At 65.3% G+C, this 23,903-nt stretch carries 21 protein-coding genes; 13 read left to right on the top strand and 8 right to left on the bottom strand.

What is annotated here, in order from left to right; genetic code table 11:
- Positions 1–2 precede the first annotated feature (2 nt).
- The 3 genes from glgX to treY are packed head-to-tail and all read left to right on the top strand — an operon-like array spanning position 3 to position 6,617.
- Positions 3–2,081, top strand: coding sequence for a glycogen debranching protein GlgX (gene glgX / locus JQ592_RS22020; protein ID WP_211404889.1), 2,079 nt, complete (start codon positions 3–5; stop codon positions 2,079–2,081).
- A complete protein-coding gene (gene treZ, locus JQ592_RS22025) occupies positions 2,078–3,829 on the top strand; it encodes a malto-oligosyltrehalose trehalohydrolase (RefSeq protein ID WP_211404890.1) in 1,752 nt (583 codons plus the stop codon). Before glgX ends, treZ begins: the two co-directional genes overlap by 4 nt.
- 1 nt (position 3,830) lies before the next feature.
- Positions 3,831–6,617, top strand: a complete 2,787-nt coding sequence (treY, locus tag JQ592_RS22030) for a malto-oligosyltrehalose synthase (RefSeq protein ID WP_211404891.1) — start codon at positions 3,831–3,833, stop codon at positions 6,615–6,617.
- Positions 6,618–6,620: 3 nt separating this feature from the next.
- On the opposite strand, the gene JQ592_RS22035 is transcribed toward treY, so the two are convergent.
- Positions 6,621–6,938, bottom strand: coding sequence for a polyhydroxyalkanoic acid system family protein (locus JQ592_RS22035; RefSeq protein ID WP_211404892.1), 318 nt, complete (start codon positions 6,936–6,938; stop codon positions 6,621–6,623).
- A 179-nt stretch (positions 6,939–7,117) separates the two neighbouring features.
- On the opposite strand from JQ592_RS22035, the gene JQ592_RS22040 reads away from it, so the two are divergent.
- Positions 7,118–7,282, top strand: coding sequence for a DUF3309 family protein (locus JQ592_RS22040; RefSeq protein ID WP_084298933.1), 165 nt, complete (start codon positions 7,118–7,120; stop codon positions 7,280–7,282).
- 130 nt (positions 7,283–7,412) lie between these two features.
- On the opposite strand, the gene ligD is transcribed toward JQ592_RS22040, so the two are convergent.
- Positions 7,413–10,073: a DNA ligase D gene (ligD, locus tag JQ592_RS22045; protein ID WP_211405080.1), complete on the bottom strand. Its 2,661-nt coding sequence runs from the start codon at positions 10,071–10,073 to the stop codon at positions 7,413–7,415.
- Positions 10,074–10,190: 117 nt separating this feature from the next.
- On the opposite strand from ligD, the gene JQ592_RS22050 reads away from it, so the two are divergent.
- Positions 10,191–11,075, top strand: a complete 885-nt coding sequence (locus JQ592_RS22050) for a Ku protein (protein WP_211404893.1) — start codon at positions 10,191–10,193, stop codon at positions 11,073–11,075.
- A gap of 124 nt (positions 11,076–11,199) precedes the next feature.
- Here the strand turns inward: JQ592_RS22050 and JQ592_RS22055 are convergent, their stop codons facing one another.
- The 6 genes from JQ592_RS22055 to JQ592_RS22080 all read right to left on the bottom strand — a co-directional run bounded on the left by JQ592_RS22055 (position 11,200) and on the right by JQ592_RS22080 (position 19,359).
- Positions 11,200–11,889 (bottom strand): response regulator, encoded by a 690-nt coding sequence (locus JQ592_RS22055; protein WP_211404894.1) that lies wholly within the window; start codon positions 11,887–11,889, stop codon positions 11,200–11,202.
- On the bottom strand, positions 11,886–14,609 hold the full coding sequence (locus JQ592_RS22060; protein WP_211404895.1) for a sensor histidine kinase: 2,724 nt from the start codon (positions 14,607–14,609) through the stop codon (positions 11,886–11,888). Before JQ592_RS22060 ends, JQ592_RS22055 begins: the two co-directional genes overlap by 4 nt.
- Before the next feature lie 40 nt (positions 14,610–14,649).
- Positions 14,650–15,255: a K(+)-transporting ATPase subunit C gene (locus JQ592_RS22065; RefSeq protein WP_211404896.1), complete on the bottom strand. Its 606-nt coding sequence runs from the start codon at positions 15,253–15,255 to the stop codon at positions 14,650–14,652.
- Between the two features lie 59 nt (positions 15,256–15,314).
- Positions 15,315–17,429 carry a potassium-transporting ATPase subunit KdpB gene (gene kdpB / locus JQ592_RS22070; RefSeq protein ID WP_211404897.1) on the bottom strand — a complete coding sequence of 705 codons (2,115 nt, stop codon included), beginning with the start codon at positions 17,427–17,429 and terminating at the stop codon, positions 15,315–15,317.
- A gap of 24 nt (positions 17,430–17,453) precedes the next feature.
- Complete coding sequence (gene kdpA, locus JQ592_RS22075; RefSeq protein WP_211404898.1) at positions 17,454–19,157, bottom strand: potassium-transporting ATPase subunit KdpA; 1,704 nt, start codon at positions 19,155–19,157, stop codon at positions 17,454–17,456.
- A 112-nt stretch (positions 19,158–19,269) separates the two neighbouring features.
- Positions 19,270–19,359, bottom strand: coding sequence for a K(+)-transporting ATPase subunit F (locus JQ592_RS22080; protein ID WP_018641117.1), 90 nt, complete (start codon positions 19,357–19,359; stop codon positions 19,270–19,272).
- Positions 19,360–19,970: 611 nt separating this feature from the next.
- Here JQ592_RS22080 and JQ592_RS22085 point away from each other — a divergent pair.
- The 8 genes from JQ592_RS22085 to upp all read left to right on the top strand — a co-directional run bounded on the left by JQ592_RS22085 (position 19,971) and on the right by upp (position 23,901).
- A complete protein-coding gene (locus JQ592_RS22085) occupies positions 19,971–20,435 on the top strand; it encodes a hypothetical protein (RefSeq protein ID WP_211404899.1) in 465 nt (154 codons plus the stop codon).
- Positions 20,436–20,457: 22 nt separating this feature from the next.
- Positions 20,458–20,736 (top strand): hypothetical protein, encoded by a 279-nt coding sequence (locus JQ592_RS22090; protein WP_211404900.1) that lies wholly within the window; start codon positions 20,458–20,460, stop codon positions 20,734–20,736.
- Between the two features lie 132 nt (positions 20,737–20,868).
- Complete coding sequence (locus JQ592_RS22095; RefSeq protein ID WP_211404901.1) at positions 20,869–21,123, top strand: hypothetical protein; 255 nt, start codon at positions 20,869–20,871, stop codon at positions 21,121–21,123.
- A 24-nt stretch (positions 21,124–21,147) separates the two neighbouring features.
- The gene (gene dapA, locus JQ592_RS22100; RefSeq protein ID WP_211404902.1) at positions 21,148–22,065 is read left to right on the top strand and encodes a 4-hydroxy-tetrahydrodipicolinate synthase; all 918 of its coding nucleotides are present in this window, start codon (positions 21,148–21,150) and stop codon (positions 22,063–22,065) included.
- Positions 22,066–22,266: 201 nt separating this feature from the next.
- A complete protein-coding gene (locus JQ592_RS22105; RefSeq protein ID WP_211404903.1) occupies positions 22,267–22,455 on the top strand; it encodes a hypothetical protein in 189 nt (62 codons plus the stop codon).
- 17 nt (positions 22,456–22,472) lie between these two features.
- Positions 22,473–22,865, top strand: coding sequence for a hypothetical protein (locus tag JQ592_RS22110; protein ID WP_211404904.1), 393 nt, complete (start codon positions 22,473–22,475; stop codon positions 22,863–22,865).
- A 90-nt stretch (positions 22,866–22,955) separates the two neighbouring features.
- Positions 22,956–23,084 carry a hypothetical protein gene (locus tag JQ592_RS38600; RefSeq protein ID WP_283816160.1) on the top strand — a complete coding sequence of 43 codons (129 nt, stop codon included), beginning with the start codon at positions 22,956–22,958 and terminating at the stop codon, positions 23,082–23,084.
- Between the two features lie 181 nt (positions 23,085–23,265).
- Complete coding sequence (gene upp, locus JQ592_RS22115) at positions 23,266–23,901, top strand: uracil phosphoribosyltransferase (RefSeq protein ID WP_018641130.1); 636 nt, start codon at positions 23,266–23,268, stop codon at positions 23,899–23,901.
- The last annotated feature ends 2 nt before the right edge of the window (positions 23,902–23,903 follow it).

The following is a 23,903-nucleotide window of genomic DNA, read 5'->3' on the forward strand; positions in this document are numbered from 1 at the left end:
ATATGCGCCTGACTGCTGGATCGCCCGCACGCCTCGGCGCAAGCTGGGACGGACGCGGCACCAATTTTGCGCTGTTCTCCGCCAACGCGCAGAAGGTCGAGCTCTGCCTGTTCGACACGCAAGGCCGCCGCGAGCTCGAGCGCGTCGAACTGCCTGAAAAGACCGAGGACGTCTGGCACGGCTATCTCAACGACGTCTCGCCGGGCCAGCTCTACGGCTACCGGGTGCACGGTCCCTACGAGCCCGAGCACGGCCACCGCTTCAACGCCAACAAGCTGCTGCTCGACCCCTATGCCAAGCGGCTCGCCGGGCGGCTGGTCTGGAGCGATGCGCATTTTGCCTACCGCACCGGCTCGCCGCGCGAGGACCTCTCCTTCGACCGCCGCGACAATGCGCGCGGCATGCCCAAAGCCGTCGTGGTCGACGAGACCTTCAACTGGGGCCGGCGCGAGATCCGGCCGAACATTCCGTGGGAAGACACGATCATCTACGAGGCCCACGTCAAGGGTTTGACGCAGAAGCGCGACGACGTGCCGCCGAACCTCCGCGGCACCTATGGCGGCCTGTCCTCGCCGGCGATGATCGAGCATCTGAAGAAGCTCGGCGTCACCACGATCGAGCTCTTACCGATCCACAGTTTCGTCGACGACCGCATCCTGGTCGAAAAGAAGCTCGCCAATTACTGGGGCTACAACACGCTGTCCTTCTTCGCGCCGGAGCCGCGCTACGCCCAGGACAATGCGCTCGATTCCTTCCGCACCACGGTCGCACGCCTGCACGACGCCGGCATCGAGGTGATGCTCGACGTCGTCTACAACCACACCGCCGAGGGCAACCACCTCGGCCCGACGCTGTGCTATCGCGGCATCGACAATGCCTCCTATTACTGGCTCAACCGCGAGAACCCGCGCTACTACGACGACTTCACCGGCTGCGGCTCGTCGGTGAACCTCACCCATCCGCGCGTGCTGCAGATGGTGATGGATTCCCTGCGCTACTGGGTCGAGGTCTGCCATGTCGACGGCTTCCGCTTCGACCTCGCCACCACGCTCGCGCGCGGGCCGAACGGTTTTGATCGTGGCAGCTCGCTTCTGACCGCGATCCGGCAGGACCCGGTGCTGGCCGCCGTGAAGCTCGTCGCCGAGCCCTGGGACCTCGGCCTCGGCGGCTACCAGGTCGGCGCATTCCCCTCGCAATGGTCGGAGTGGAACGACCGCTATCGCAGCGCCATGCGCCGTTACTGGAGCGGCGAAGGCAGCCTGATCGGCGACATCTCCAGCCGCATGACGGCGTCCTCCGACCTGTTCAACCACGACGGAAGGCGGCCGCGCGCCAGCATCAACCACATCACGGTGCATGACGGATTTACGCTCGCCGACCTCTTCAGCTACAACGAGAAGCACAACGAGGCCAATGGCGAGGACAATCGCGACGGCTCCAACGACAACCACAGCAACAATTGCGGTGTCGAGGGACCGACCGACGATCCGAACATCCTCGTCCTGCGCCGGCAGCTTCGCAGGAACGTGCTGGCCTGCCTGATGCTGGCGCAGGGCGTCCCGCTGATCCTCGCCGGCGACGAGGTCGGCAATTCGCAGTCCGGCAACAACAACGCCTATTGCCAGGACAATGAGGTCGGCTGGGTCGGCTGGGACAATCTCGGCGCGGAGAGCGAGGACATGGTCGATTTCGTCGGCCATCTCGCCGACATCCGCCGCCGCTTCTCGCAGCTTCGCAGCCATCGCTGGCTTGACGGTCGCCCCAAGGACGGCAGTTCCTACGGCGCGCTGTGGCTGACGCCCACAGGTAGCGAGATGACGGAGAGCGACTGGACATTCCCGGATGGGCGGTTTCTCTCCTATGTGATGGGGCCGATGGAACCGGGCAGCGCCGCGATCTTTATCGTCCTGAACGCCGCGCCCGAAGAGATCGCATTCAAATTGCCCGAGATGTCCGAATACAAGAGCTGGCAGCAGATCCTGAACACGACCGATGCCAAGCTGAACACCATCGACTTCCCGTCCGGAAGCGACAGCAAGGCGCCGCCGCGCTCCGTGCTCGCCTTCGCGGGGGCATCATGAGGCCATCCTTCGGGGCGCGGCCAACGAAAGACGGCGTGTCGTTCCGGCTGTGGGCGCCCGGCGCGCGCCGCGTCGATCTCCTGCTCGACCGCAGGCACGCGATGCAGCGCCGGCAGGACGGCTGGTACGTGGCCGAGATCGCCGGCCTGCCGGTCGGCAGCCCCTACAAGTTCAGGATCGACGACGAGATCGACGTGCCCGATCCGGCATCGGCTTTTCAGCCCGAAGACGTGTTCGGCCCGAGCGAGGTGATCGATCACGACGCCTTCGCCTGGCGCGCGCGCGAGTGGCGCGGCCGTCCCTGGGAAGAGACGGTGCTGATCGAGACCCATGTCGGCACCTTCACTTCTGAGGGCACCTACCGCGCCATGATCGACAAGCTCGATCATCTCGCCGCGACTGGCATTACCGCGCTGGAATTGATGCCGCTGGCCGATTTCGCAGGACGCCGCGGCTGGGGTTATGACGGCGTGCTGTGGTACGCGCCCGATAGCGCCTATGGCCGTCCCGAAGATCTGAAGATGCTGATCGACGAGGCCCATCTGCGCGGGCTGATGGTGCTCCTCGACGTCGTCTACAATCACTTTGGCCCCGAGGGGAATTATCTCGGCCGCTATGCGCCGACCTTCTTCACCGACGCACATACGCCCTGGGGCAGCGCGATCGACTACCGCGTGCCGCAGGTGCGCGCCTTTGCGGTCGAGAACGCGCTGTCCTGGCTGACCGACTACCGCTTCGACGGACTGAGGTTGGACGCCGCCAACCACATCATGGCTGTCCCCGGCGAGCAATCGATGCTGCAGGACCTCAGCGTGACCGCCGGCGAGCTTGCCAGGGCGACGGGGCGGCACATTCATCTCGTGCTGGAGAACGGCGACAATCGCGCCAGCCTGCTCGACGCCGCGCAGGAGCCGCCGAACGGAAAATATCGGGGACAGTGGAACGACGACTATCATCACGTCTGGCACGTGATGCTGACCGGCGAGCTCGCCGGCTACTACGGCGACTACCAGACCCCGCGCATGGATCTCGCCCGCGCGCTCGCCTCGGGCTTCGTCTATCAGGGCGAGATCTCGGAGTTCTGGGGCAAGAAGCCGCGCGGCGAGCCGAGCGGCCAGTTGCCGCCCGCAACCTTCGTCAATTTCCTGCAAAACCACGACCAGATCGGCAATCGCCCGCTCGGCGAGCGGCTCGAGAGCCTGGCATCGCCGCAGCAGATCGAGGCGGCGCTCGCAGTGACCCTGCTCGCACCGATGGTGCCGATGCTGTTTCAGGGCGAGGAATGGGGCTCGAAGGTCCCCTTCCCGTTCTTCTGCGATTTTCAGGGCGGACTTGCCGATGCCGTGCGCAAGGGCCGCAAGCAGGAATATGGCTGGGCCTATGAGAAATACGGCGACGAGGTGCCCGACCCGCTCGATCCTGCAACGCTCGAATCGGCCGTGCTCGACTGGACCGGCCGCACGCCGGAGCAGAACGCGCGGCTCGCTTTGGTGCGTGAGCTGCTCGCGCTCCGCCGCAAGGAGATCATGCCGCGGCTCAAGGGCGCAAGCTTCGGTGATGCCGAGGCGGTCGACAATGGCCTGCTCAGCGCTCATTGGCGCATGGGGGACGGCACGACGTTACGCCTCCTCGCCAATCTGTCGGACCGCGAGATCACCTCCAATGTCAGCATGGGCGCGCCGATCTGGGGCGGCGCGTCAGGCGATCGGCTTCCGCCCTGGTCGGTGGTCTGGCGCCTCGGAGGTTGACATGCCTCCCGCCATTCCCATTGCGACCTACCGACTTCAGCTCACCGCGGATTTCGGCTTCGACAAGGCCACTGAGGTCATTCCATATTTGAAAGAGCTCGGGATCACGCATCTCTATGCCTCGCCGGTGATGAAGGCGCGCAAGGGCTCGACGCATGGCTACGACACCGTCGACCACGGTCAGCTCAATCCCGAGCTTGGCGGCGAAGCCGGCTTTGCGCGACTGAGCGAGGCGCTCAGGCAGCACGATCTCGGCCTCATCATCGATTTCGTGCCCAACCATGTCGGCGTGCATTTTGCCGACAATCCATGGTGGCTCGACGTGCTGGAATGGGGCCAGGCCTCGCCGCACGCGGCCGCCTTCGATATCGACTGGGATCTGCTGCCCCACCGCGCCCGCGGCGGCGTGCTGTTGCCGATCCTCGGCTCGTCCTATGGCGAGGCGCTCGAGCGCGGCGAGATCGAGCTACGCTACGATTCCGACCAGGGCAGCTTTTCGGCCTGGTATTTCGAGCATCGCCTGCCCGTCGCGCCCGAGCGCTATGGCGAAATCCTGCGCATGACCGTGAAGGAGGCGGACGCCGCCGAGACGGAAGCCGGCAAGCGCCTGCTCGCTCTTGCGGCGCGCTACACGGGATTGCGCCGCCCCAATCGCAAGGAAGCGCCGGGCTTCAAGTTGGAGCTCAAGGAAATCGCCGGCGCCGCCGACATCATCAGCCGCGGTCTTGCCGCCTATCGCGCCGCCAAGGACCATCACGCGCAGACGCTGGCGCTGCATCACCTGCTGGAGCGCCAGAACTACAAGCTCGGACACTGGCGGCTCGCCTCCAGCGACATCAACTATCGCCGCTTCTTCGACGTCAACGGGCTCGCCGGCCTGCGCGTCGAGGACCCCGGCACCTTCGCCGCCACGCACCGGCTGGTGAAGCAGCTCATTGCCGACGGCAAAATGCAGGGCATCCGCCTCGATCACATCGACGGCCTGCGCGATCCCGCGCAATATTGCCAGCGGCTGCGCCGGCTGGTGCGCGATGCGCAGGGCAAGACAAGACCGTTCTATACGCTGATCGAGAAGATCCTGTGCGAGCACGAGCGCCTGCCGCATCTCGCCGGCGTCCAGGGCACCACCGGCTACGAGTGGATGAACGTCATCACGCAGGTGCTGGTCGACGCCAAGGGGCTGGAGGCGCTGGACGAGACCTGGCGCCAGATCAGCAACCGCTCGCCGCGGCTTGCGCCTTACGTCAAGGAGGCCAAGCGGCGCGTGCTGGAGACGCTGCTGACCAGCGAATTCACCGTGCTGACGCGCCTGCTCGCGCGCATCGCCAACGGGCACTATTCGACGCGCGACTTCTCAGCCGACAGCCTGCGGCAGGCGCTCGAACTCTATGTGCTGCATTTCCCGGTCTATCGCACCTATCTGACCACGGCAGGGGCGACCGCGCACGACCGCAAGCTGATCGAGGACACCATCGCGCGCGCCCGCGCCGAATGGTTCGCCGCTGACGAGGGCATCTTCGACTTCCTGCGCGATGCCCTGACCATGGATCTGCTCAAGCCCGGCCGGCCCCCGCACAGCACGCCGCGCGTGCGCCGCTTCGCACTGAAGGTGCAGCAGTTCACCGGGCCGGTGATGGCGAAGTCGCTGGAGGACACCGCGTTCTACCAGTTCCACCGGCTGCTGGCCTTGAACGAGGTCGGCGGCGATCCCGCGAGCACCGGCCTCACCGTTCCCGCCTTCCACGAGGCGATGCGGGCGCGCGCCAGGGAGTGGCCGCAAGGGATGACGGCGACCGCCACCCACGACACCAAGCGCGGCGAGGACGCCCGCGCACGGATTGCGGCGCTCAGCGAAATTCCCGGCGAATGGACCAGCGCGGTGTCGCGCTGGAAGGTGTTAAACGCGCCGCATCTTGCGCTTCACGGCAATCTGCGCGCGCCGTCGGCGACGTTCGAATACATGCTCTACCAGACCCTGCTCGGCGCCTGGCCGCTGCAGGAGCCGCCTGATGCAAGCTTCGCTGAACGTATCCAGGCCTATGCGCTGAAGGCCGCGCGTGAAGGCAAGGAGGAGACGAGCTGGCTTAACCCGCACGAGGGCTATGAGAACGGCCTCCAGAGCTTCATCGCAAAGATCCTCGATCCCGCGCTATCAGGCCAATTCCTGGAGGCGCTGCAGACCCTGGCCCGCCGTCTCGCGCTGCTCGGCGCGCTGAACTCGCTGAGCCAGCTCACGCTCAAGGCGACATTGCCGGGCGTGCCCGACTTCTATCAAGGCACCGAATTCTGGGACCTGTCGCTGGTCGATCCCGACAACCGCCGCCCCGTGGATTTTTCCGCGCGCGATACCGCGCTGGCGTCATTGAAAACGCCGGACTGGACCGGGCTGACCAGGACCTGGCCGGACGGCCGGCTCAAGCTCGCCTGGACGCGGCACCTGCTCAGGCGCCGCAACGAGCTCGCGGACGTTTTCGCGCAGGGCGAGTACCAGAAGCTGGAGGTGCGCGGCACGCACGCTGAGCACGTCATCGCATTCGCTCGCCGCCGCGGCCGCGCTGCGGCGATCGTGATCGTCGGACGCCAGTTTGCGCCGTTCACGCAAGCCGGCCGGGAATGGCCCGCACCCGAAGGCTTCGACGCCACCGTCGATATCACGGGCTATGCCGCAGCGGGCCTTGCGGGCAACGCACTGCCGATCGCACAGGCCTTCCGCGATCTTCCGGCGGCTGTCATTGCGGCCCGCGCAGCGAGCGCCATCAGGCCTGCGCGGCAGCGCGCCCGCGCCTGAAACTCACTTGCCGTCGTCCTTGGTCAGCAGCAACTGCCCGCGCTTCTTGATGGTCGCCTGCGCCATCTCGGCAAAGCGCTGCAACAGCCACGGCAAGACCACCTGAACCTTGACGTGATCGTCGGCGACGTCGACCTGACCGGTCGCGATCTGACCGAGCGCGCGGATGCGGAAATTCATGCTGTCGCCGCTCCAGCGCTCCTCCTCGACCTGCAGCACGGGAATGCTGGCGGCCGCGCGGCCAAGCCCGCTCTTGAGCCGGCGCACCGCCTCCTCGCGGCCGAGACGATGCGGAATGGAAACGACAAGCGGTGCTGACATGGCCCTGCCCTCTGCTGCTTGATCCTCACTTAATGATGCCGGCTGCGACCATAAAGGTTCCATGCAACTTGCACCTGTCGCCCCGTTTCAAAACCGGAACTTTAAAACCTGCGGCAAGTTGCCCTCGCACACGGGACAGGTGCAAACGACCCTTTCCACAAGGGCTGGAGGAGACTCGCATGTCAATCGGCACGATCATTCTGATCATTCTGGTCATCGCCCTGCTCGGCGGCTTCAGCGGCATTGGCGGCGGCCCGTTCTACGGCACCGGCTATTACGGCGGCGGCGGCCTCGGGCTGGTCATCATCATCCTGCTGATCCTGCTGCTGATGGGACGGATTTAGTTGCAGACTTCGTAGGGTGGGTTAGTTAGTCCGCGGCTGCGCGAAGCGCAGTCCGCGAGCGTAACCCACCACCTCTGTCTCTGCGGAAACCAAAGAGGTGGGTTACGCCTTACGGCTAACCCACCCTACTTCACTTCCCCGCCAGTTTCTTCATTGCGGCCTTGATCGACGTAGCCGCATCGTCATAGCCCTCCCAGGCCTTGGACCGGCCTAACAGGCCGGGTACGGTCCGCACCGTGTATTTCTTCGGGTCGAGATCGCTCTTCACCTGCGCCCAGGTCACGGGCATCGACACGGTCGCGCCGGCACGCGCACGGGGCGACAGGGGCGCTACCGCCGTCGAGAGCCGATCGTTGCGGAGATAATCCAGGAAGGTCTTTCCGTTCCGCAGCTTCTTCGACATGTTGAGCAGATACCGTTCGGGGTCGTCATCGGCCATCCACTGGCAGATTCCTTGCGCAAACGCCTTGGCCTCCTTCCAGCTCACCTTGTCGCGCGCGCCGTGGAGCAGCGGCACCACGATGTGCAGGCCCTTGCCGCCGGTGGTCTTGCAAAAGCTCTCCATGCCGACAGCGGCGAGCCGCTGCCGCATCTCCTTGGCCGCCTCGACGACGTCGGCAAAGTCCACGTCCGGCGCCGGGTCGAGATCGAACACCAGTCGGCCCGGCGTGTCATAGGCATCCGGCGCGCAATTCCATGGATGCAGCTCGACACCACCGGCCTGCGCCACGGCCGCGAGCCCCTCGACCCGGTCGATCTGCAAATACGGCTTGCGATCGCCGGACACTTTTGCCAGTTCGAGCAGGTTCGACGTGCCCTGCATCGCGTGCCGCTGGAAGAATTTTTCGCCGCCGATGCCATCGGGCGCGCGCAGGATCGAACAGGGGCGGCCCTTGATGTGCTCGATCATCCATGCGCCGACGGCCTCGAAATAGCGCGCGAGGTCGAGCTTCGTAACGCCCTCGCCGTCGCCGCCATCCGGCCATAGCTCCTTATCCGGCTTCGAAATCGCAACGCCCATCACCTCGGCGATGCTGCGGTCTTTCTTGCCTGTCTTCGGCATGACGCGCTTTCTGGCGGAAGGCTCTGCAAGCGCGGTATCGACAGGCGTCTCGGCCTCGACCTCCTCGGCCGGCTTGTCCTGCCGCAAGCCCTTGAACGCGGCCTGGCGGATATTGCCGTCGGCGGTGAAGCCGGCAAATTCGATCTCGGCAACGAGCTCCGGCTTCAGCCAGTGCACGTCGCGCGTCTTCTTCGGGGCATTCTTGCCGCCAAAGGGACTCTCCTTGCTCTCCATCGCCTTCAGCGACGGCATGATGCGCTTGACCGTGTCGGCGCCAAAGCCAGTGCCGACCATGCCGACAAAGGCGAGATGATCACCGCGATGCACGCCGGCCATCAGCGAGCGGAATTTGCCGTCGGTGGTCTTGTAGCCGCCGATCACGACCTCATGGCCGGCGCGGCATTTGGCCTTGGTCCAGCTCTCAGTGCGGCCGGAGCGATAGGGCGCGTCGAGCTTCTTCGACACCACCCCTTCCAGCTCGAGCTTGCAGGCCGATTGCAGCACGGCATCGCCGCCGCTCTCGAAGTGCTCGACATAGCGGATCTGCGCCGACTTGCGCTTGCGCGCCTCCAGCAGCTCCTTGAGCCGCGCCTTGCGCTCGCGGAGCGGCAGCCGGCGGTAGTCGAGGCCTTCGGCAAACAGGAGATCGAAGGCAAAGAAGATGAGGTCCTCGGTCTTGCCGTCCGACAGTGCGGCCTGGAGCGAGGAGAAATTCGGCGCGCCGTTGTGATCGAGCGCGACGATCTCGCCGTCGATCATGGTATCCGGCAGCGCGCCCGCCTCCTTCGCGATCGAAGCGAACTTGCCGGTCCAGTCCAGGCCCTTGCGCGTCTTCAACGTCACCTCGCCGTCCTCGACCCGGAGCTGCACGCGGTAGCCGTCGAACTTGATCTCGTGGCACCAGCCGTTGCCGGCCGGCGGCCGCTCGACCGGCGTGCAGAGCTGCGGCGCCACGAAGTCCGGCATCGCCGAGACCTTCTTGGCGTTCGTGGCCGTCGTCGTCTTCTTTCCGGTCTTCCCGGCCTTCAAGGCCGTGCGCGGCGCCGGCTGGACGGTCCTGCCTTTCGTCTCCTCAGTCCGGTTGGACTGCCACACCGCATCCGCCTTAGCCTTAGCCTTACCCTTCGCCAGCATGAACGGCTTTGGCGCGCGGCCCTTACCTTCGGCGATCTGCTCCATCGCGCGGCCGGAGGCGACCGACTTATCCTCGTCGAGAATGTCGTTGTCCGCGCCCTCGCGGGCATATTCGTCGCGATGCTTGATCAGAAGCCAGTTGGTGCGCTTTTCGCCGCCGCGGTTGCGCATGCGCACCAGCACCCAGCTTCCCTGCAGCTTGTCGCCGTGGAGCGTGAACTTGAGGTCGCCCTTCTTAAAACCGGCTTCCGGATCTTCCGCCTCCCACGTGCCGCGGTCCCACAGCATCACTGTGCCGCCGCCATACTGGCCTTCCGGAATCGTGCCTTCGAAATCGCCATAGTCGAGCGGGTGATCCTCGACCTCGACCGCCAGGCGCTTGTCGTGGGGATCGAGCGAAGGCCCTTTCGTCACGGCCCAGGACTTGAACACGCCGTCGAATTCGAGTCGGAGATCGTAGTGCAGCCGCGTGGCATCATGCTTCTGAATCACGAAACGCCGCTGTTCCGATGGTGCCACCGCGGTCTTGCCGGATGGCTCGGGCGTCTTCTCGAAGTCACGCTTCTGTCGGTAGGTGGAGAGTTTTCGCAGCACGACCGGTCCCGCTTCTCTTTCGGCGTTCGAGCCTATCACGGCAAGAGTCCCACCCGGAACCAAAACCCGATCGCGAGGTTGGAGTTCCAAAACGTCTTGAAAACGCTGGAGAATGGAATGGCCCCCCGTGCCTATTGGAAGGGAACGTTGAAGCTGTCGCTGGTCAGTTGCCCCGTCGTGCTCTATCCCGCGACGACGGCCGCCGAGAAGACCCGGTTTCACATGATCAACCGCGAGACCGGCAATCGTCTCAAGCAGCAGATGGTCGATGCCGAGACCGGCGACGTCGTCGAGAGCGACCAGAAGGGGCGCGGCTACGAACTGCGCAAGGGCAAATATGTGGAGGTCGAGCCGGAGGAGCTCGAGGCGGTGCAGATCGAGAGCAATCACACCATCGACATCGAGAGTTTCGTGCCGAGCGAGGAAATCGACCAGCGCTATCTCAACCATCCCTATTACATCGCGCCCGACGGCAAGGCCGCGGTCGACGCTTTCGCGGTGATCCGCGATGCCATGAAGGATCAGGATCGCGTGGCGCTCGCCAAGATCGTGCTCACCAACCGCGAGCACATCATCGCGATCGAGCCGCTCGGCAAGGGCCTGCTCGGCACCACGCTGCGCTACCCTTACGAGCTCCGCGACGAGGACCAGTTCTTCGACGACATCAAGAGCCCCAAGATCACCAAGGACATGGTCGAGCTCGCCGGCCACATCCTGCACACCAAGGCCGCGCATTTCGATCCCGCCGAATTCAAGGACGAGTATGAGAACGCGCTGAAGGCGCTGGTGAAGCGCAAGGCCAGCGGCAAGACGATCGAGCTGCCCGAGCCGGAGGAGCGCCCGAGCAACGTCGTCAGCCTGATGGATGCGCTGAAGCAGAGCCTGAAGGGGCGCGGCGGGAAGAAGGCGGCAGCGAAGTCACACGCGCGGCGCGCCACGGGACGGCATCGAGCCGCGAGGAAGACGCACCGGGCAGCCGCGAGACATCGGAAGGCGGGGTGAACAGGCCTCGTCATTCCGGGGCGATGCGAAGCATCGAGCCCGGAATCCATCGTGACAAGCATCCCCAAAGAGAGATGGATTCCGGGCCCGCGCCAAGGGGCGCGTCCCGGAATGACAGCGGGGCCTAATCCCCCGCCTTCAGCCGGTAGCCGATCCCCGTCTCGGTCAGCACATATTGCGGACGCTCGGGATCGGCCTCGATCTTCTGCCGGAGCTGGCGGACATAGACGCGTAAGTATTGCGCGTCGGTCAGCTCGTCCCACAGCTCCTTCAACAAGAACCGATGGGTCAGCACCTTGCCGGCGTGCTGCACCAAGACGCGCAGCAGCTCATATTCCTTCGGCGACAGTTTGATGTCGCGCTCGCCGACCTTGACGATACGGCGGACGAGATCGACCGAGAGATCGCCGGTGCGAAACACCGGGCGCTCGCCCTGGACCTGGAGCTGGTGCCGCAGCGCAGCGCGCAGGCGCGCCAGAAGCTCGTCCATGCCGAACGGCTTGGTCAGGTAATCGTCGGCACCGAGATCGAGCGCCTGCACCTTGCCGGCCTCGTCGCCCCGGCTCGACAGCACCACGATCGGCACGGCCTCGTTGCGGGCCCGGATGGTGCGCAGCAGCTCATGGCCCTGAATGTCGGGCAGGCCGAGATCGAGGATGATCAGTGCGGGCTCTTCGGCGAGCTTTTCCAGCGCCGACTTGCCGTTCGGTGCTTCCAATATCTCATAGCCCTGCGTCGTCAGTCCCATCCGCAACAATTTGCGGATCGGCGGCTCGTCGTCGATGACCAGGACCTTGATCGCGGCGGCACTCATGCGGCGGTATCCAATGCGTGGGTCTGAGCCGGAACCGGCAGACGGATGGTGAGGATCGCGCCGCTCCGGTCATTGCGGTTGGCGGCCGAAATCGTGCCCCGCATCGCTTCGACGAAGCCGCGGGAGATGGCGAGCCCGAGGCCTGTGCCGGGACGGACATGATCGCCCTTCTGCGCACGGTAGAACTTGTCGAACACGCTCTCGAGCTCGTGGGGCGGAATGCCGTCGCCTTCGTCGGCAACCTCCACCACCACCTGATCCCGCTCGCGCCGGCTCCGGATCGAGATGATGGTGTCGGGCGGCGAGTATTTCGCTGCATTGTCGAGCAGGTTGAACAGCACCTGCTCGAACAGCACGGCATCCAGCTGCAGCATCGGCAGATCGGCGGCCAGCACCAGCTCGACCTTGTGCGCGGTCAGGATCTTGCTGGCGCGGCGCAGCGCGCTGCCGATGATCTCGCCGAGATCGTGCAACGCCGTGTTGGGCACGATGGCGCCGGACTCGAGCTTCGTCATGTCGAGGAGATTGGCGATGAAGCGGTTGAGCCGCTCGGATTCATCGATCACGGTGGCGAGCAGGTCGCGCTTCTCGGTGTCGGACAAGGCACCGGCGAGATCGCGCATGGTCGAGGCCGCGCCCAGCACGGAGGCGAGCGGAGTCTTCAAATCGTGCGAGATCGAGGTCAAGAGCGCCGAGCGCAGCCGCTCGGATTCGACGGTGCGCTTGACGCGATCCATGTCCTCGACCAGCAGCACGCGCTCGATCGCGAGCGCGCCCTGGTCGACCAGCGCATCCAGCAGTCGGCGTTGATCCGGCGTCAGCAGCGGGCCGGTGCGGTCGTTGTCGATGCCGATGGCGCCGATCAGGCCGCGCCCGGTGCGCATCGGCAGGAACAGCCGTTTGGCACCCGGCAAGGTGTCCGAGCCTCGGCCGGCGGAGCGATCATTGCTCCAGGCCCAATTGGCGGCGGCAAGATCGGCCTGATCGAGCTCATCCTCCGGCGGATAGCCGGACTTGACCGTCAGCAGGCCCTCTTCCGGCAGCAGCAGCACCACGCGGACCTTCAGCATCAGTGCGATCTGGTAGGCCGTCGCCCACAGCACATCGTCTAGCGTGGCCGTGCCGGCGAGCTTGCGGCTGAAAGCATAGAGCTGCTCGGTCATCCTGATCCGGCCGATCGCCGTATCGGCCTGCGTGCGCACGCGCGCCGCGACATTGGAGACGATCATCGCCACCACCATGAACAGCACGAAGGCGGCCACGTTGGTCGGGTCGGTGATCGTGAAGGTGTAGATCGGCGGCAGGAAGAAGAAATTATAGGACAGCGAGGCCGCGACGGTGGCAAGCAGCGACGGCCACAGGCCATAGCGGACCGCGACCGCCACCACCGCCGTCAGCAGCACCAGGTCCACGTTCTCAATGCCAAATCTCGGCTGAATCAACTCGGCTGCGCCGAGCCCGACCAGCACGATGCCGAGCGCCTTCAGATAGGGCAGCGGATTGAACGGCTCGGATCGTGCTGCGGTCTGCACCGCCGTCTTGGGCGCCGCTTCTGCAGAGAGCTCGTCGCCGGGAATGACGTGAACGCTGATGTTGCCCGCGCGGCGGACCAGATCATGCACCACCGAGCCGCGCGTCATCTCGAACCAGCGCGAGCGGGTCGACTTGCCGATCACGATCTGGGTAACGTTGTTGGCTTGCGCGAAATTGATGAGGTCGTCGGCGATGCGGCCGCCGACGGCGGGAATTGTCAAAGCTTCGCCGCCCAGCGATTCCGCGAGCCGCAGCGTATCGGCGAGCCGGTCGCGCTCCTCGTCGGACAATTGCAGGGATCTCCGGGTCTCGATCGAGATCGCGGTGAAAGGTGCATGCAGCCGGTCGGCCAGCCGCTTGGTATAGCGCACGAGGCCGGCGGCACGCGGATCCTCGCTGACACAAACCAGGATGCGCTCGCCCGCGGCCCAGGGACCGGCGATCGCATTCGCCTGCATGTGGGTGAGCAGCTGCTCGTCGACCCGTTCGGCCGTCCGCCGCAGCGCGAGCTCGCGCAGCGCGGTCAGATTGCCGGGCGAGAAATAATGCTCCAGCGCCCGCTCGGCCTGTTTGGGGACGTAGACCTTGCCCTCCCTCAGCCGCTGGATCAGATCGTCAGGCGTGAGGTCGATCAGCTCGATGGCGTCGGCGCGGTCGAACACCGAATCCGGCACGGTCTCGCGCACCCGCACATGGGTGATCTGGGCGACGACGTCGTTCAGGCTCTCGATGTGCTGGATGTTGACGGCGGTGTAGACGTCGATGCCGTGGGAGAGCAGCTCCTCGACGTCGAGATATCGTTTGGGATGGCGGCTGCCCGCCGCGTTGGTGTGGGCGAGCTCATCGACCAGCGCGATTTGCGGCCGGCGCGCGATCACGGCGTCGAGGTCCATCTCCTCGACCGTCTGGCCGCGGTAATCCAGCCTCTTGCGCGGGATCACTTCCAGCCCCCGCACCAGCGCCTCGGTCTCGGCGCGGCCATGGGTCTCGACGAAGCCGACCACGACGTCGATGCCGGCCTTGCGCCTGGCGTGGGCGCTCTGCAGCATCTCGTAGGTCTTGCCGACGCCGGGGGCGGCGCCGACGAAGATCTTCAGCTTGCCGCTCGCGCTTTCCTCCCGGCGCGCAGCTTCCAGCAGCGCCTCGGGAGACGGACGTTGTTCGGGATCGCGGCGCTCTCGGACCATGCTGTCAATATAATCATCTGCGCACCGCGAGCCTAGACCGCTACTTGGCTACGGCGCGATCCAGCGCGAGGTTCAGCGCCAGTACGTTAACGCGGGGTTCGCCCAGCAGGCCGAGGAAGCGGCCCTGGACGTTGGCCGCCACGATCTGCTTCACGGCGTCCTGCGGCATATTCCGGGCCTTGGCGACGCGCGGCACCTGGAATTCCGCTGCTTCCGGCGAGATGTCGGGATCGAGGCCGCTGGCCGACGTGGTGACCAGGTCGACCGGCACGGCAGCGTTCGGATTTTCGGCCTTCAGCTTGTCCACATCCTCCTTCAGCCGGTCGGCCAGCGCCTTGCTGGTCGGGCCGAGGTTAGAGCCGCCCGAATTGGCGGCGTTGTAGGGCGCCGATACCGTCTTGGTCGAATCATTCGGGTCCGGGGCCAGCGTCGCCGAGGGGCGGCCGTGGAAGTACTTGTCCTCCTTGAACTCCTGCCCGATCAGGGCGGAGCCGATCACCTTGCCGTCCTTCTCGATCAGGCTGCCCTGTGCCTTGGCGGGAAAGAGCGCGCTGGCGATGCCGGTCATGGCGAGCGGGTAGGCCAGGCCCGTGATGGCAGTGAGCACCAGCAAGAGGACGATGGCGGGGCGGATTTCTCTGAGCATGTTACGTCTCCTAAGTCTTCGTCATCGTGCGGGGCGCCGCGCGTCCCGCACGACGGCGATCAAGCCAGGTGCAAGGCGGTCACGACGAGGTCGATCGCCTTGATGCCGATGAAGGGAATGACGATGCCGCCAAGCCCGTAGATCAAGAGGTTGCGGCGGAGCAGCGCGCCGGCACCGACGGCGCGATAGGCGACGCCCTTCAGCGCAAGCGGGATCAGCGCAATGATGATCAGCGCGTTGAAGATGATCGCCGACAGGATGGCGCTCTGCGGGCTCGACAGGTTCATGACGTTGAGCACGTTGAGCTGGGGGTAGAACGCCAGGAACATCGCCGGGATGATCGCAAAGTACTTGGCGACGTCGTTGGCGATCGAGAACGTGGTCAACGCACCGCGCGTCATCAGGAGCTGCTTGCCGATCTCGACCACCTCGATCAGCTTGGTCGGGTTGGAGTCGAGGTCGACCATGTTACCCGCCTCGCGGGCGGCCTGCGTGCCGGTGTTCATGGCGACGCCGACATCGGCCTGGGCGAGCGCCGGCGCGTCATTGGTGCCGTCGCCGCACATGGCCACCAGCTTGCCCTTGGCCTGCTCGTCGCGGATCAGCTTGAGCTTGTCCTCGGGGGTTGCCTGCGCCAGGAAGTCGTCGACGCCAGCCTCGGCGGCGATGGCCGCGGCAGTCATCGGATTGTCGCCGGTGATCATGATGGTGCGGATGCCCATGCGGCGCAGCTCGGCGAAGCGCTCGCGGATGCCGCCCTTGACGATGTCCTTGAGCTGGACGACGCCGAGCAGCCGGCCATCCTTGGCGACAGCCAGCGGCGTGCCTCCGGACTTCGACACTTCATCGGCGATGGCCTGGATCTCGCGGCCGAGCTCGGAAAGTGCGGCAGGCTGCATGGCGCGCGCCGTGTTGCCGGACGCGACCGCGGTCGGAGCGCCGCCGCCGACATGGTTCAGCATGGCATCGACCGCACCCTTGCGCACCGACAAGCCGCCGGCATCGACGCCGCTCATGCGGGTCTGCGCCGTGAACGGGATGAAGGTGGCCCCTAGCTCGGCCATGTCGCGGCCGCGGATGCCGTACTTCTCCTTCGCCAGCACGACGATGGAGCGGCCTTCCGGGGTCTCGTCGGCGAGCGAGGCAAGCTGGGCGGCGTCCGCCAGCTCCTGCTCGGTCACGCCGCGAACGGGGCGGAACGCGGTCGCCTGCCGGTTGCCGAGCGTGATGGTGCCGGTCTTGTCGAGCAGCAGCGTGTCGACGTCGCCGGCGGCTTCGACCGCGCGGCCCGACATCGCCAGCACGTTGAAGCGCACCAGGCGGTCCATGCCGGCAATACCGATCGCCGACAACAGCGCGCCGATCGTGGTCGGAATCAGCGTCACGAACAGCGCGACCAGCACGATCACCGAGATCGAGCCGCCGGCATAGGCGGCGTAGCTCGGAATGGTGACGGTGGCAAACACGAAGATGATGGTGAGGCCGGCGAGCAGTATGTTGAGTGCGATCTCGTTCGGCGTCTTCTGCCGCTCGGCGCCTTCGACCAGCTTGATCATGCGATCGATGAAGGTCGAGCCTTGCGCCGCGGTGATGCGCACGCGGATCCAGTCGGACAGCACCTGCGTGCCGCCTGTCACCGCCGAGCGGTCGCCGCCTGATTCACGGATCACGGGCGCGGACTCGCCGGTGATGGCGGCCTCGTTGACGGACGCAACGCCTTCGATCACCTCGCCGTCGGAGGGAATGGTATCTCCCGCCTCGACCAGCACGATGTCGCCGACCTTCAGGCTGGTGCCCGGGACCAGCTTGAAGGCCTGGCCAGTGCCGGTCAGGAGCTTGGCCTGGCTCTCGGTGCGGGTCTTGCGCAGCGATTCAGCCTGGGCCTTGCCGCGGCCTTCAGCCACCGCTTCGGCGAAATTTGCGAACAGCACAGTAAACCAGAGCCAGAGGATGATCTGGAAGGTGAAGCCGAGACCAGCCCCGCCCGTGACAACATCGCGCAGAAAGATCACGGTGGTGAGCGCGGCCACGATCTCGACCACGAACATCACGGGGTTCTTCATCATCAGCCGCGGATCGAGCTTGGTGAAGGAGGCCCGGATCGCCGGCATCACGATCTTCGGATCGAGCATTGCCGACATCGGTGCGCGCTTTTGCAGTTTCATCGTTTCCATGGAGGTCACTCCAAACAATCAGAGTCAGAAGACTTGGCCGGCGTTCATTGCGAGCTGCTCGACGATCGGGCCGAGCGCGAGCGCCGGGAAGAAGGTCAGGCCGCCCATGATCAGGATGACGCCGACGACGAGGCCGACGAACAGGCCCCCGGTGGTCGGGAACGTGCCCATCGACGGCGGGATGGATTTCTTGGCAGCGAGCGAGCCCGCGATCGCCATCGCCGGGACGATCATCAGGAAGCGACCGACGAACATCGCTGATGCTCCCGTCAGGTTGTAGAACGGGGTGTTGCCGGTCAGGCCCGCGAAGGCCGAACCGTTGTTTGCCGTCTGCGAGGAATAGGCATACAGCACTTCCGAGAAGCCGTGCGGACCGGCATTCGCCATCGAGGCAACGCCCGTGGGCAGCACCACCGCCACGGCCGACCAGCCCAGGATCATCAGCGGCAGGATCAGGATCGCGAGCATTGCCATCTTGACCTCCCGCGCCTCGATCTTCTTGCCGACATATTCCGGCGTGCGGCCGACCATCAGGCCCGCGACGAAGATCGCGAGGACGACGAACAGCAGCATGCCGTACATGCCGGCGCCGACGCCACCGACGATGATCTCGCCGAGCTGCATGTTGATCAGCGGGATCATGCCGCCGATCGCGGTGAAGCTGTCATGCATGGCGTTCACCGCGCCGCATGAGGCGGCGGTGGTGATCACGGCGAACAGCGAGGACGCGACGATGCCGAAACGGACCTCCTTGCCCTCCATGTTGCCGCCGGTCAGCCCCAGCGCCTGCAGCGTCGAGGTGCCCTGAGCTTCCGCCCAGTAGGCCACGGCCACGCCGGCGACGAACAGCACGCCCATCACGGCGAGGATCGCCCAGCCCTGGCGCTGGTTGCCGACCATGCGGCCGAACACGTTGGTGAGCGCCGCGCCAAGTACGAAGATCGACAGCATCTGCACGAAGTTCGAGAGCGCGGTCGGGTTCTCGAAGGGATGAGACGCATTGGCGTTGAAGAAGCCGCCGCCATTGGTCCCTAACATCTTGATCGCGACCTGCGAGGCGACCGGACCGACCGCGATAGTCTGCTTGGCGCCCTCGAGCGTGGTCGCTTCGACGTAGTCTCCAAGCGTTTGCGGCATGCCCTGCCAGACCAGGAACAGCGTGAACACGACGCAGACCGGCAGCAGGATATAGAGCGTGCAACGGGTCACATCGACCCAGAAGTTACCGACCGTGCGCACGGACGCACGGGCGAAGCCGCGGATCAGGGCAACCGCCAGCACGATGCCGGTCGCCGCCGACAGGAAGTTCTGGTGCGTCAGGCCGACCATCTGGACGAGATAGGACAGCGTGCTTTCGCCGCCGTAGTTCTGCCAGTTGGTGTTGGTGATGAAGGAGATCGCGGTGTTGAAGGACAGGTCCTCCGCGACCGCGGACTGGCCGGCCGGATTGAAAGGCAGCACGGCCTGAAGGCGCATCAGTCCGTAAATGATGAGAAAGCCGCCGACATGGAACAGCAGCATGGCGATCGTATAGGTCATCCAATGCTGCTCGCGCTTCTCATCGACGCCGGAGATCCAGTAGATGCCGGCTTCAATGGGCCGCAGAACCGGCGACAGGAACGTGCGCTCGCCGTTGAAGACGCGCGTCATGTAGCCGCCGACCGGCTTTGTCAGCGCGACGATGATCGCGCAGTAGAGAATGATTTGGAGCCAACCGATCACAGTCATGGCATTAACCCTTCAGACCTTGTGTCTGGCGCAACAGCGGCAGGAGCACCGCAAGCAGGCAGACGACGAGCGCGGCGTCCGCCAGCAGCAATTCGACAAGCAGCAGCACGGGTCAGAACCGCTCGGGCCGCAGCAGCGCGTAGGTGAGGTAGACCAGGAGGCCGAACGAGACGGCGCCGGCGAGCGCATAATCGAAGATCATGGCGTACTCCGTCACAGCCGTTCGCAGGCATAGGTGTAGCCGATCGCAAGGGCGAATAAGGCGAAGCCCAGCGCCAGCATCAGAATGTCCATCATGGCGATACTCCTCAATACGAGACGATATCCGGCATTGCCTGTCTCTGGATTCCCGGCAGGCCGCTTGCTGCAAGCGAATGCAACACGTGTCTCTCCCGGCCGGGAACTTCACCGCGCTGAAGTGCCATTGCGCACATAGGTTTTCGAGGTGAGGCCTATGGCGACGTTATAGGAATCTCATAAAGGCCGGCACGCCGTGCCATCCGCCATGTGACACCGACAACGCATTCCGGGAGCGCGCTTCTTGCAGGCCGTGCAGCGACACAATTCACCGACGCTCTGCTTCTCGTTGGTACGTCAGGCGACGGTCAAGGTCTTTTCAAAACGCCCTGCCTCTATAAGCCTCCACCTTCGGCGGAGACGACAGTCGAAACTCTGTCGGTCTTACCCGGAAGAATCCGGGCACTTATGAAATCCCTATATCTCTCGCCCGATCCCCATCTCGTTTTCAAACACCCTTCCAGCCATCTTGGAGAGGCCGGCCGACTGACCGACGCCAATTCCAGGAGGCCTGACATGACCGCCGCTCTCCGACACGACGATCCACCATCGCTCGGCGCGAGCCTCCGTCACGCGCAAACGATGACGCGGCCCCTGATGCTCGACATCATGCATGGCTGCCGGCGCTTCCCCTCCCTCGGCCAGAGCGAACGCACGGCGCGCGTCATGCGCCTGATCGATGCGGAGGCCTGGACCGACGCGGCGCTGGCGCTGATGGAACTCGAGCAGCCGATGTGGCAGGTCCGCCGCATCGCCTATGACGAGGGCGAGTGGCACTGCGCGCTCTCGCGCGAGCGCGAGCTGCCGGATTGGCTCGATGCTGCGGTCGAGGGGTGCCATGGCGACCTCGCGATCGCCCTGCTGTCGGCCTTCGTCGAGGTCCAGGCGCTCGCCGCGGAAGCGTCGCGGCCAAGCGTTCCCACTGTGCGCCCTGCCCCGGATTCGCTCTACGAGCCGGTTGCCTGCGAGAACTTCAGCTAAGCCAGCCGGACAGGTTCGCACCTTGCCGCAATCCTCGAACACATCGCGGGCCCTGAGCCCGGCGCGGGTGATCGCGCGCTTTGCCGTGCGCGTCGTCCTGCTCGGAGCCTTTGCAGCGTTCGGCAGCATCGGCTTCGGCCGCAGCCTCGCCACCCTGCTCTGGATGTCTATCATCCTCTGCGCCGCCGTCGCGGTTCTCAGGCGCGAGCAGCTGTTTGGCACCGTCCTCAATCATTGGGACGAATGCGCGGCATTCGGCGCGCTGTTCGCGCTGGTTCACCTTGTCAACGAACAGAGCTGAACAGGAAGCTTTATGAGCTTCCTATGAGATCGCCGCAGCGCCTCACTCGAAATCATATTCGCTTGACCAGATATTGATCGAACGGTTGCGGGCTCGCGTCCGCCACCTCTGTCAATCGGAAAGAATATGTCAATGAAGCTCGTCGAACCTCCCTCGTGCAGCTCCCCTTCAACCATCGTCTTCATCGGCCGCAACCGCCGCGGCCAATGGGTTGCGCAGGAGCAGAACGGCCTCTATGGCGGCCTGTTCGTCAGCCGCGCCCAGGCCGTCAAATACGCGCTGTTCGAGAACGGACAGCATCCCGAGACCATCGTCGAGCTGCCGCGCGAGCTCGAGCTCGACATGGGCAAGCGCCCCAACACCATCGTCTCGCAGCGCGCCGCCTGATCCGGCGCCAACAGGCGACATACCATGTTCATCCCTCCCTCAGCCTGGTTCACCGGCTTCATTCCGGACCTGCCAACGCCGTTCAACGCGGCTGACGCGATCGATGTCGAGGCGTTCGCCGCGCTCTGCGAGCGCCAGGTCGCGGCGGGCGTTCCCGCGATCGTGGTCTGCGAGACGGCAGGCGAGGCGCCGACGCTCTCCCCCGCCGATCAGGAGCTCGTCATCCGCACCGCAGTCGAGGTCGTCCGCGGCCGCGTGCGCATCGTCGCCGGCGCGATGTCGAATGCGACCAGCCACGCCATCGAGCTTGCGCGGCGTGCGGAGGCGGCCGGCGCCGACGCCGTGATGGCGGTTGTGCCCGCCTACAACAAGCCGATGCAGGAGGGGATGCTCGCGCATTTCCGCGCCATCGCCGGCGCGATCGGCCTGCCCGTGATCCTGCACGACGTTCCCTCCCGCACGCTGCGCCCGCTCGCCGACGAAACGCTTCTGCGTCTCGTCGAATCCCGCCAGTTCGTCGGCCTGTGCGACGCAAGCGCCGACATCACCCGCCCGATGCGCCTGAACCGGCTGCTGCCGGCCGGCTTTCGCCTGCTCTCCGGCGACGACGTCACCGCCTTCGGCTATATCGCGAGCGGCGGCGACGGCGCGATCTCGGAAATCTCCAACATCGCCCCCGATCTTTGCCGCACGATCTTCTCACAGGTCAGGCAAGGCCGCCTGCAGTCGGCACGTTACCTGCACAAGCGCCTTGCCCCACTCATCGCCTGCCTCTCCAAGGACAGCCCCGCGGCACTCAAGAGCGCCCTGAGCGTGCTGGGCCTGATGTCGCCGGCCACAAGGCTGCCGATCGTGCCGCTGGACGCGGCCGCGCACCGAGAACTGGTGCGCGCCTTCGCCGCGATCGCCGACGAGGAGCTGATCGACGGCACCGGCGCCTGACGCCTCGCGCGGCCGTTCGGATCTCGCATGCGACCATCAGTCGAAGACCATCACAGGCTGCTCTGCGCCTGGCAGCTGGCCGCCTTTATGACTTTCCTATACGGCAGCCGCGGCGGTCACCTCGCAATCATACGCAGCGGCGGCCATCATGGAAGACAGATCGGAGCGGCCGTCTCGCCGCACCGGATAAGGACTGAAGAAATGTCGATCCTGACACATGGCCTTGACCGCCCCTTCGCGCCTGAGCGTCCGGCGCGCATCTCCGAAGCGCGCAAGGCCCAGCTCAAGCGCATCGCCCTGCAGGGGCTCGCCCTGCTCTCGATGGGCAGCGTGCTGACTGCACTGATCGCGCTGAGGACCGCAATCTATGTCTGGCACATGCACGGCTGACCCGCAGGGAGGCCTCTATGACCTTGCAGATGTGTGAGGAGGCCGCCATGGCCGCAATTGCCCTTCAGGCTTCTCGTCACCGACCCGACACCACGCAGGAACCGGCGGCGACGCTCAGGCCACTGGATCCGGATGTCGTCAGTGCCGCCATCCCCGCATTCTTCATTGGACGCAACCGCACCGGCCTTTGGGTCGCGCGCGAAGCGAATGGACGCGTCGGCGGTCTGTTCCTGTTCAAGAGCTCGGCGGTGGACTTCGCCAACCGCGAGAGCGCGCCGACGCGCTGCGCCCTGGTGTTCCCCGTCGAAAACTTCGAACTCGACATCGAGAACCGCGGCAATCCCGTGATCGCGCTGGTGGAAGCAGCCAGGCAGCTTCTCGCGCGCATGGTCGCAAGGCTGAAGACATGATCGAGCTCAAGATCACCATCCTGGTTGCGCTGATGGGGGCATTGCTGCTCGGCATGCGCTTCGCTGCAACGCCCGCCTCGGACAAATAGCGTGCAGCTCCTCAAGGGAAATCTCGAGCACGCGGTCACCACGACCATCCTGACCATGACGCTGAGCCTGGTCTGGGGCGCGATCCTGACCATCGTGATCACCCTGATTGCGCGCGGGCTCGGCGCCTGACCCTCACCTCTTCTCGGGCGGCGATCGACCGTGAATTGACCATGGCTGCCTATGAGGCAAGCAACCGAGCGCGCAGCGCGGTCGCGATGCCTGTCTGAGGCCCGTATCCCGCGGAAAAAGGCTTGGCCTAAAAGTACTTGCCGATCTGGCGCAATTTCACGGAACCGTGTAGATCGGTTTCATGAGCACAAGCAGCGTCAATGTCGTCGCCCACCCCCTGGTCCAGCACAAGCTCTCCCTGATGCGGGAGAAGGACCGCTCGACCAAGAGCTTTCGCGAGATCCTGAACGAGATCGGGATGCTGCTCGGCTATGAGGTGACGCGCGACCTGCCGCTGGAGCTGGTCGAGATCGAGACGCCGATCGCGGCCATGCAGGCGCCCAAGATCGCCGGCAAGAAGCTCACGCTGGCGCCGATCCTGCGCGCCGGCGTCGGCTTCCTCGACGGCATGCTGGCGCTGATGCCCTCGGCGCGCATCGCGCATATCGGGCTCTACCGCGATCCCGAGACATTGCAGGCCGTGGAATATTACTTCAAGGCGCCGCAGGACCTGTCCGACCGCACCGTGATCCTGATGGATCCGATGCTCGCGACCGGCAACTCGGCCTGCGCCGGCGCGTCCCTGCTCAAGGACCGCGGCGCCCGCGACATCCGCTTCGTGTGCCTGCTGGCCGCGCCCGAGGGCATCGCCCGGTTCCAGAGTGAACACCCTGACGTGCCGGTCTGGACCGCTGCGATCGACGAGCGGCTCAACGACCACGGCTATATCGTGCCGGGCCTGGGCGATGCCGGCGACCGGATGTTCGGCACCAAGTAGAC

Origin of the sequence: Bradyrhizobium iriomotense (genome assembly GCF_018129405.1) — a bacterium.
Classification (GTDB): domain Bacteria; phylum Pseudomonadota; class Alphaproteobacteria; order Rhizobiales; family Xanthobacteraceae; genus Bradyrhizobium; species Bradyrhizobium iriomotense_B.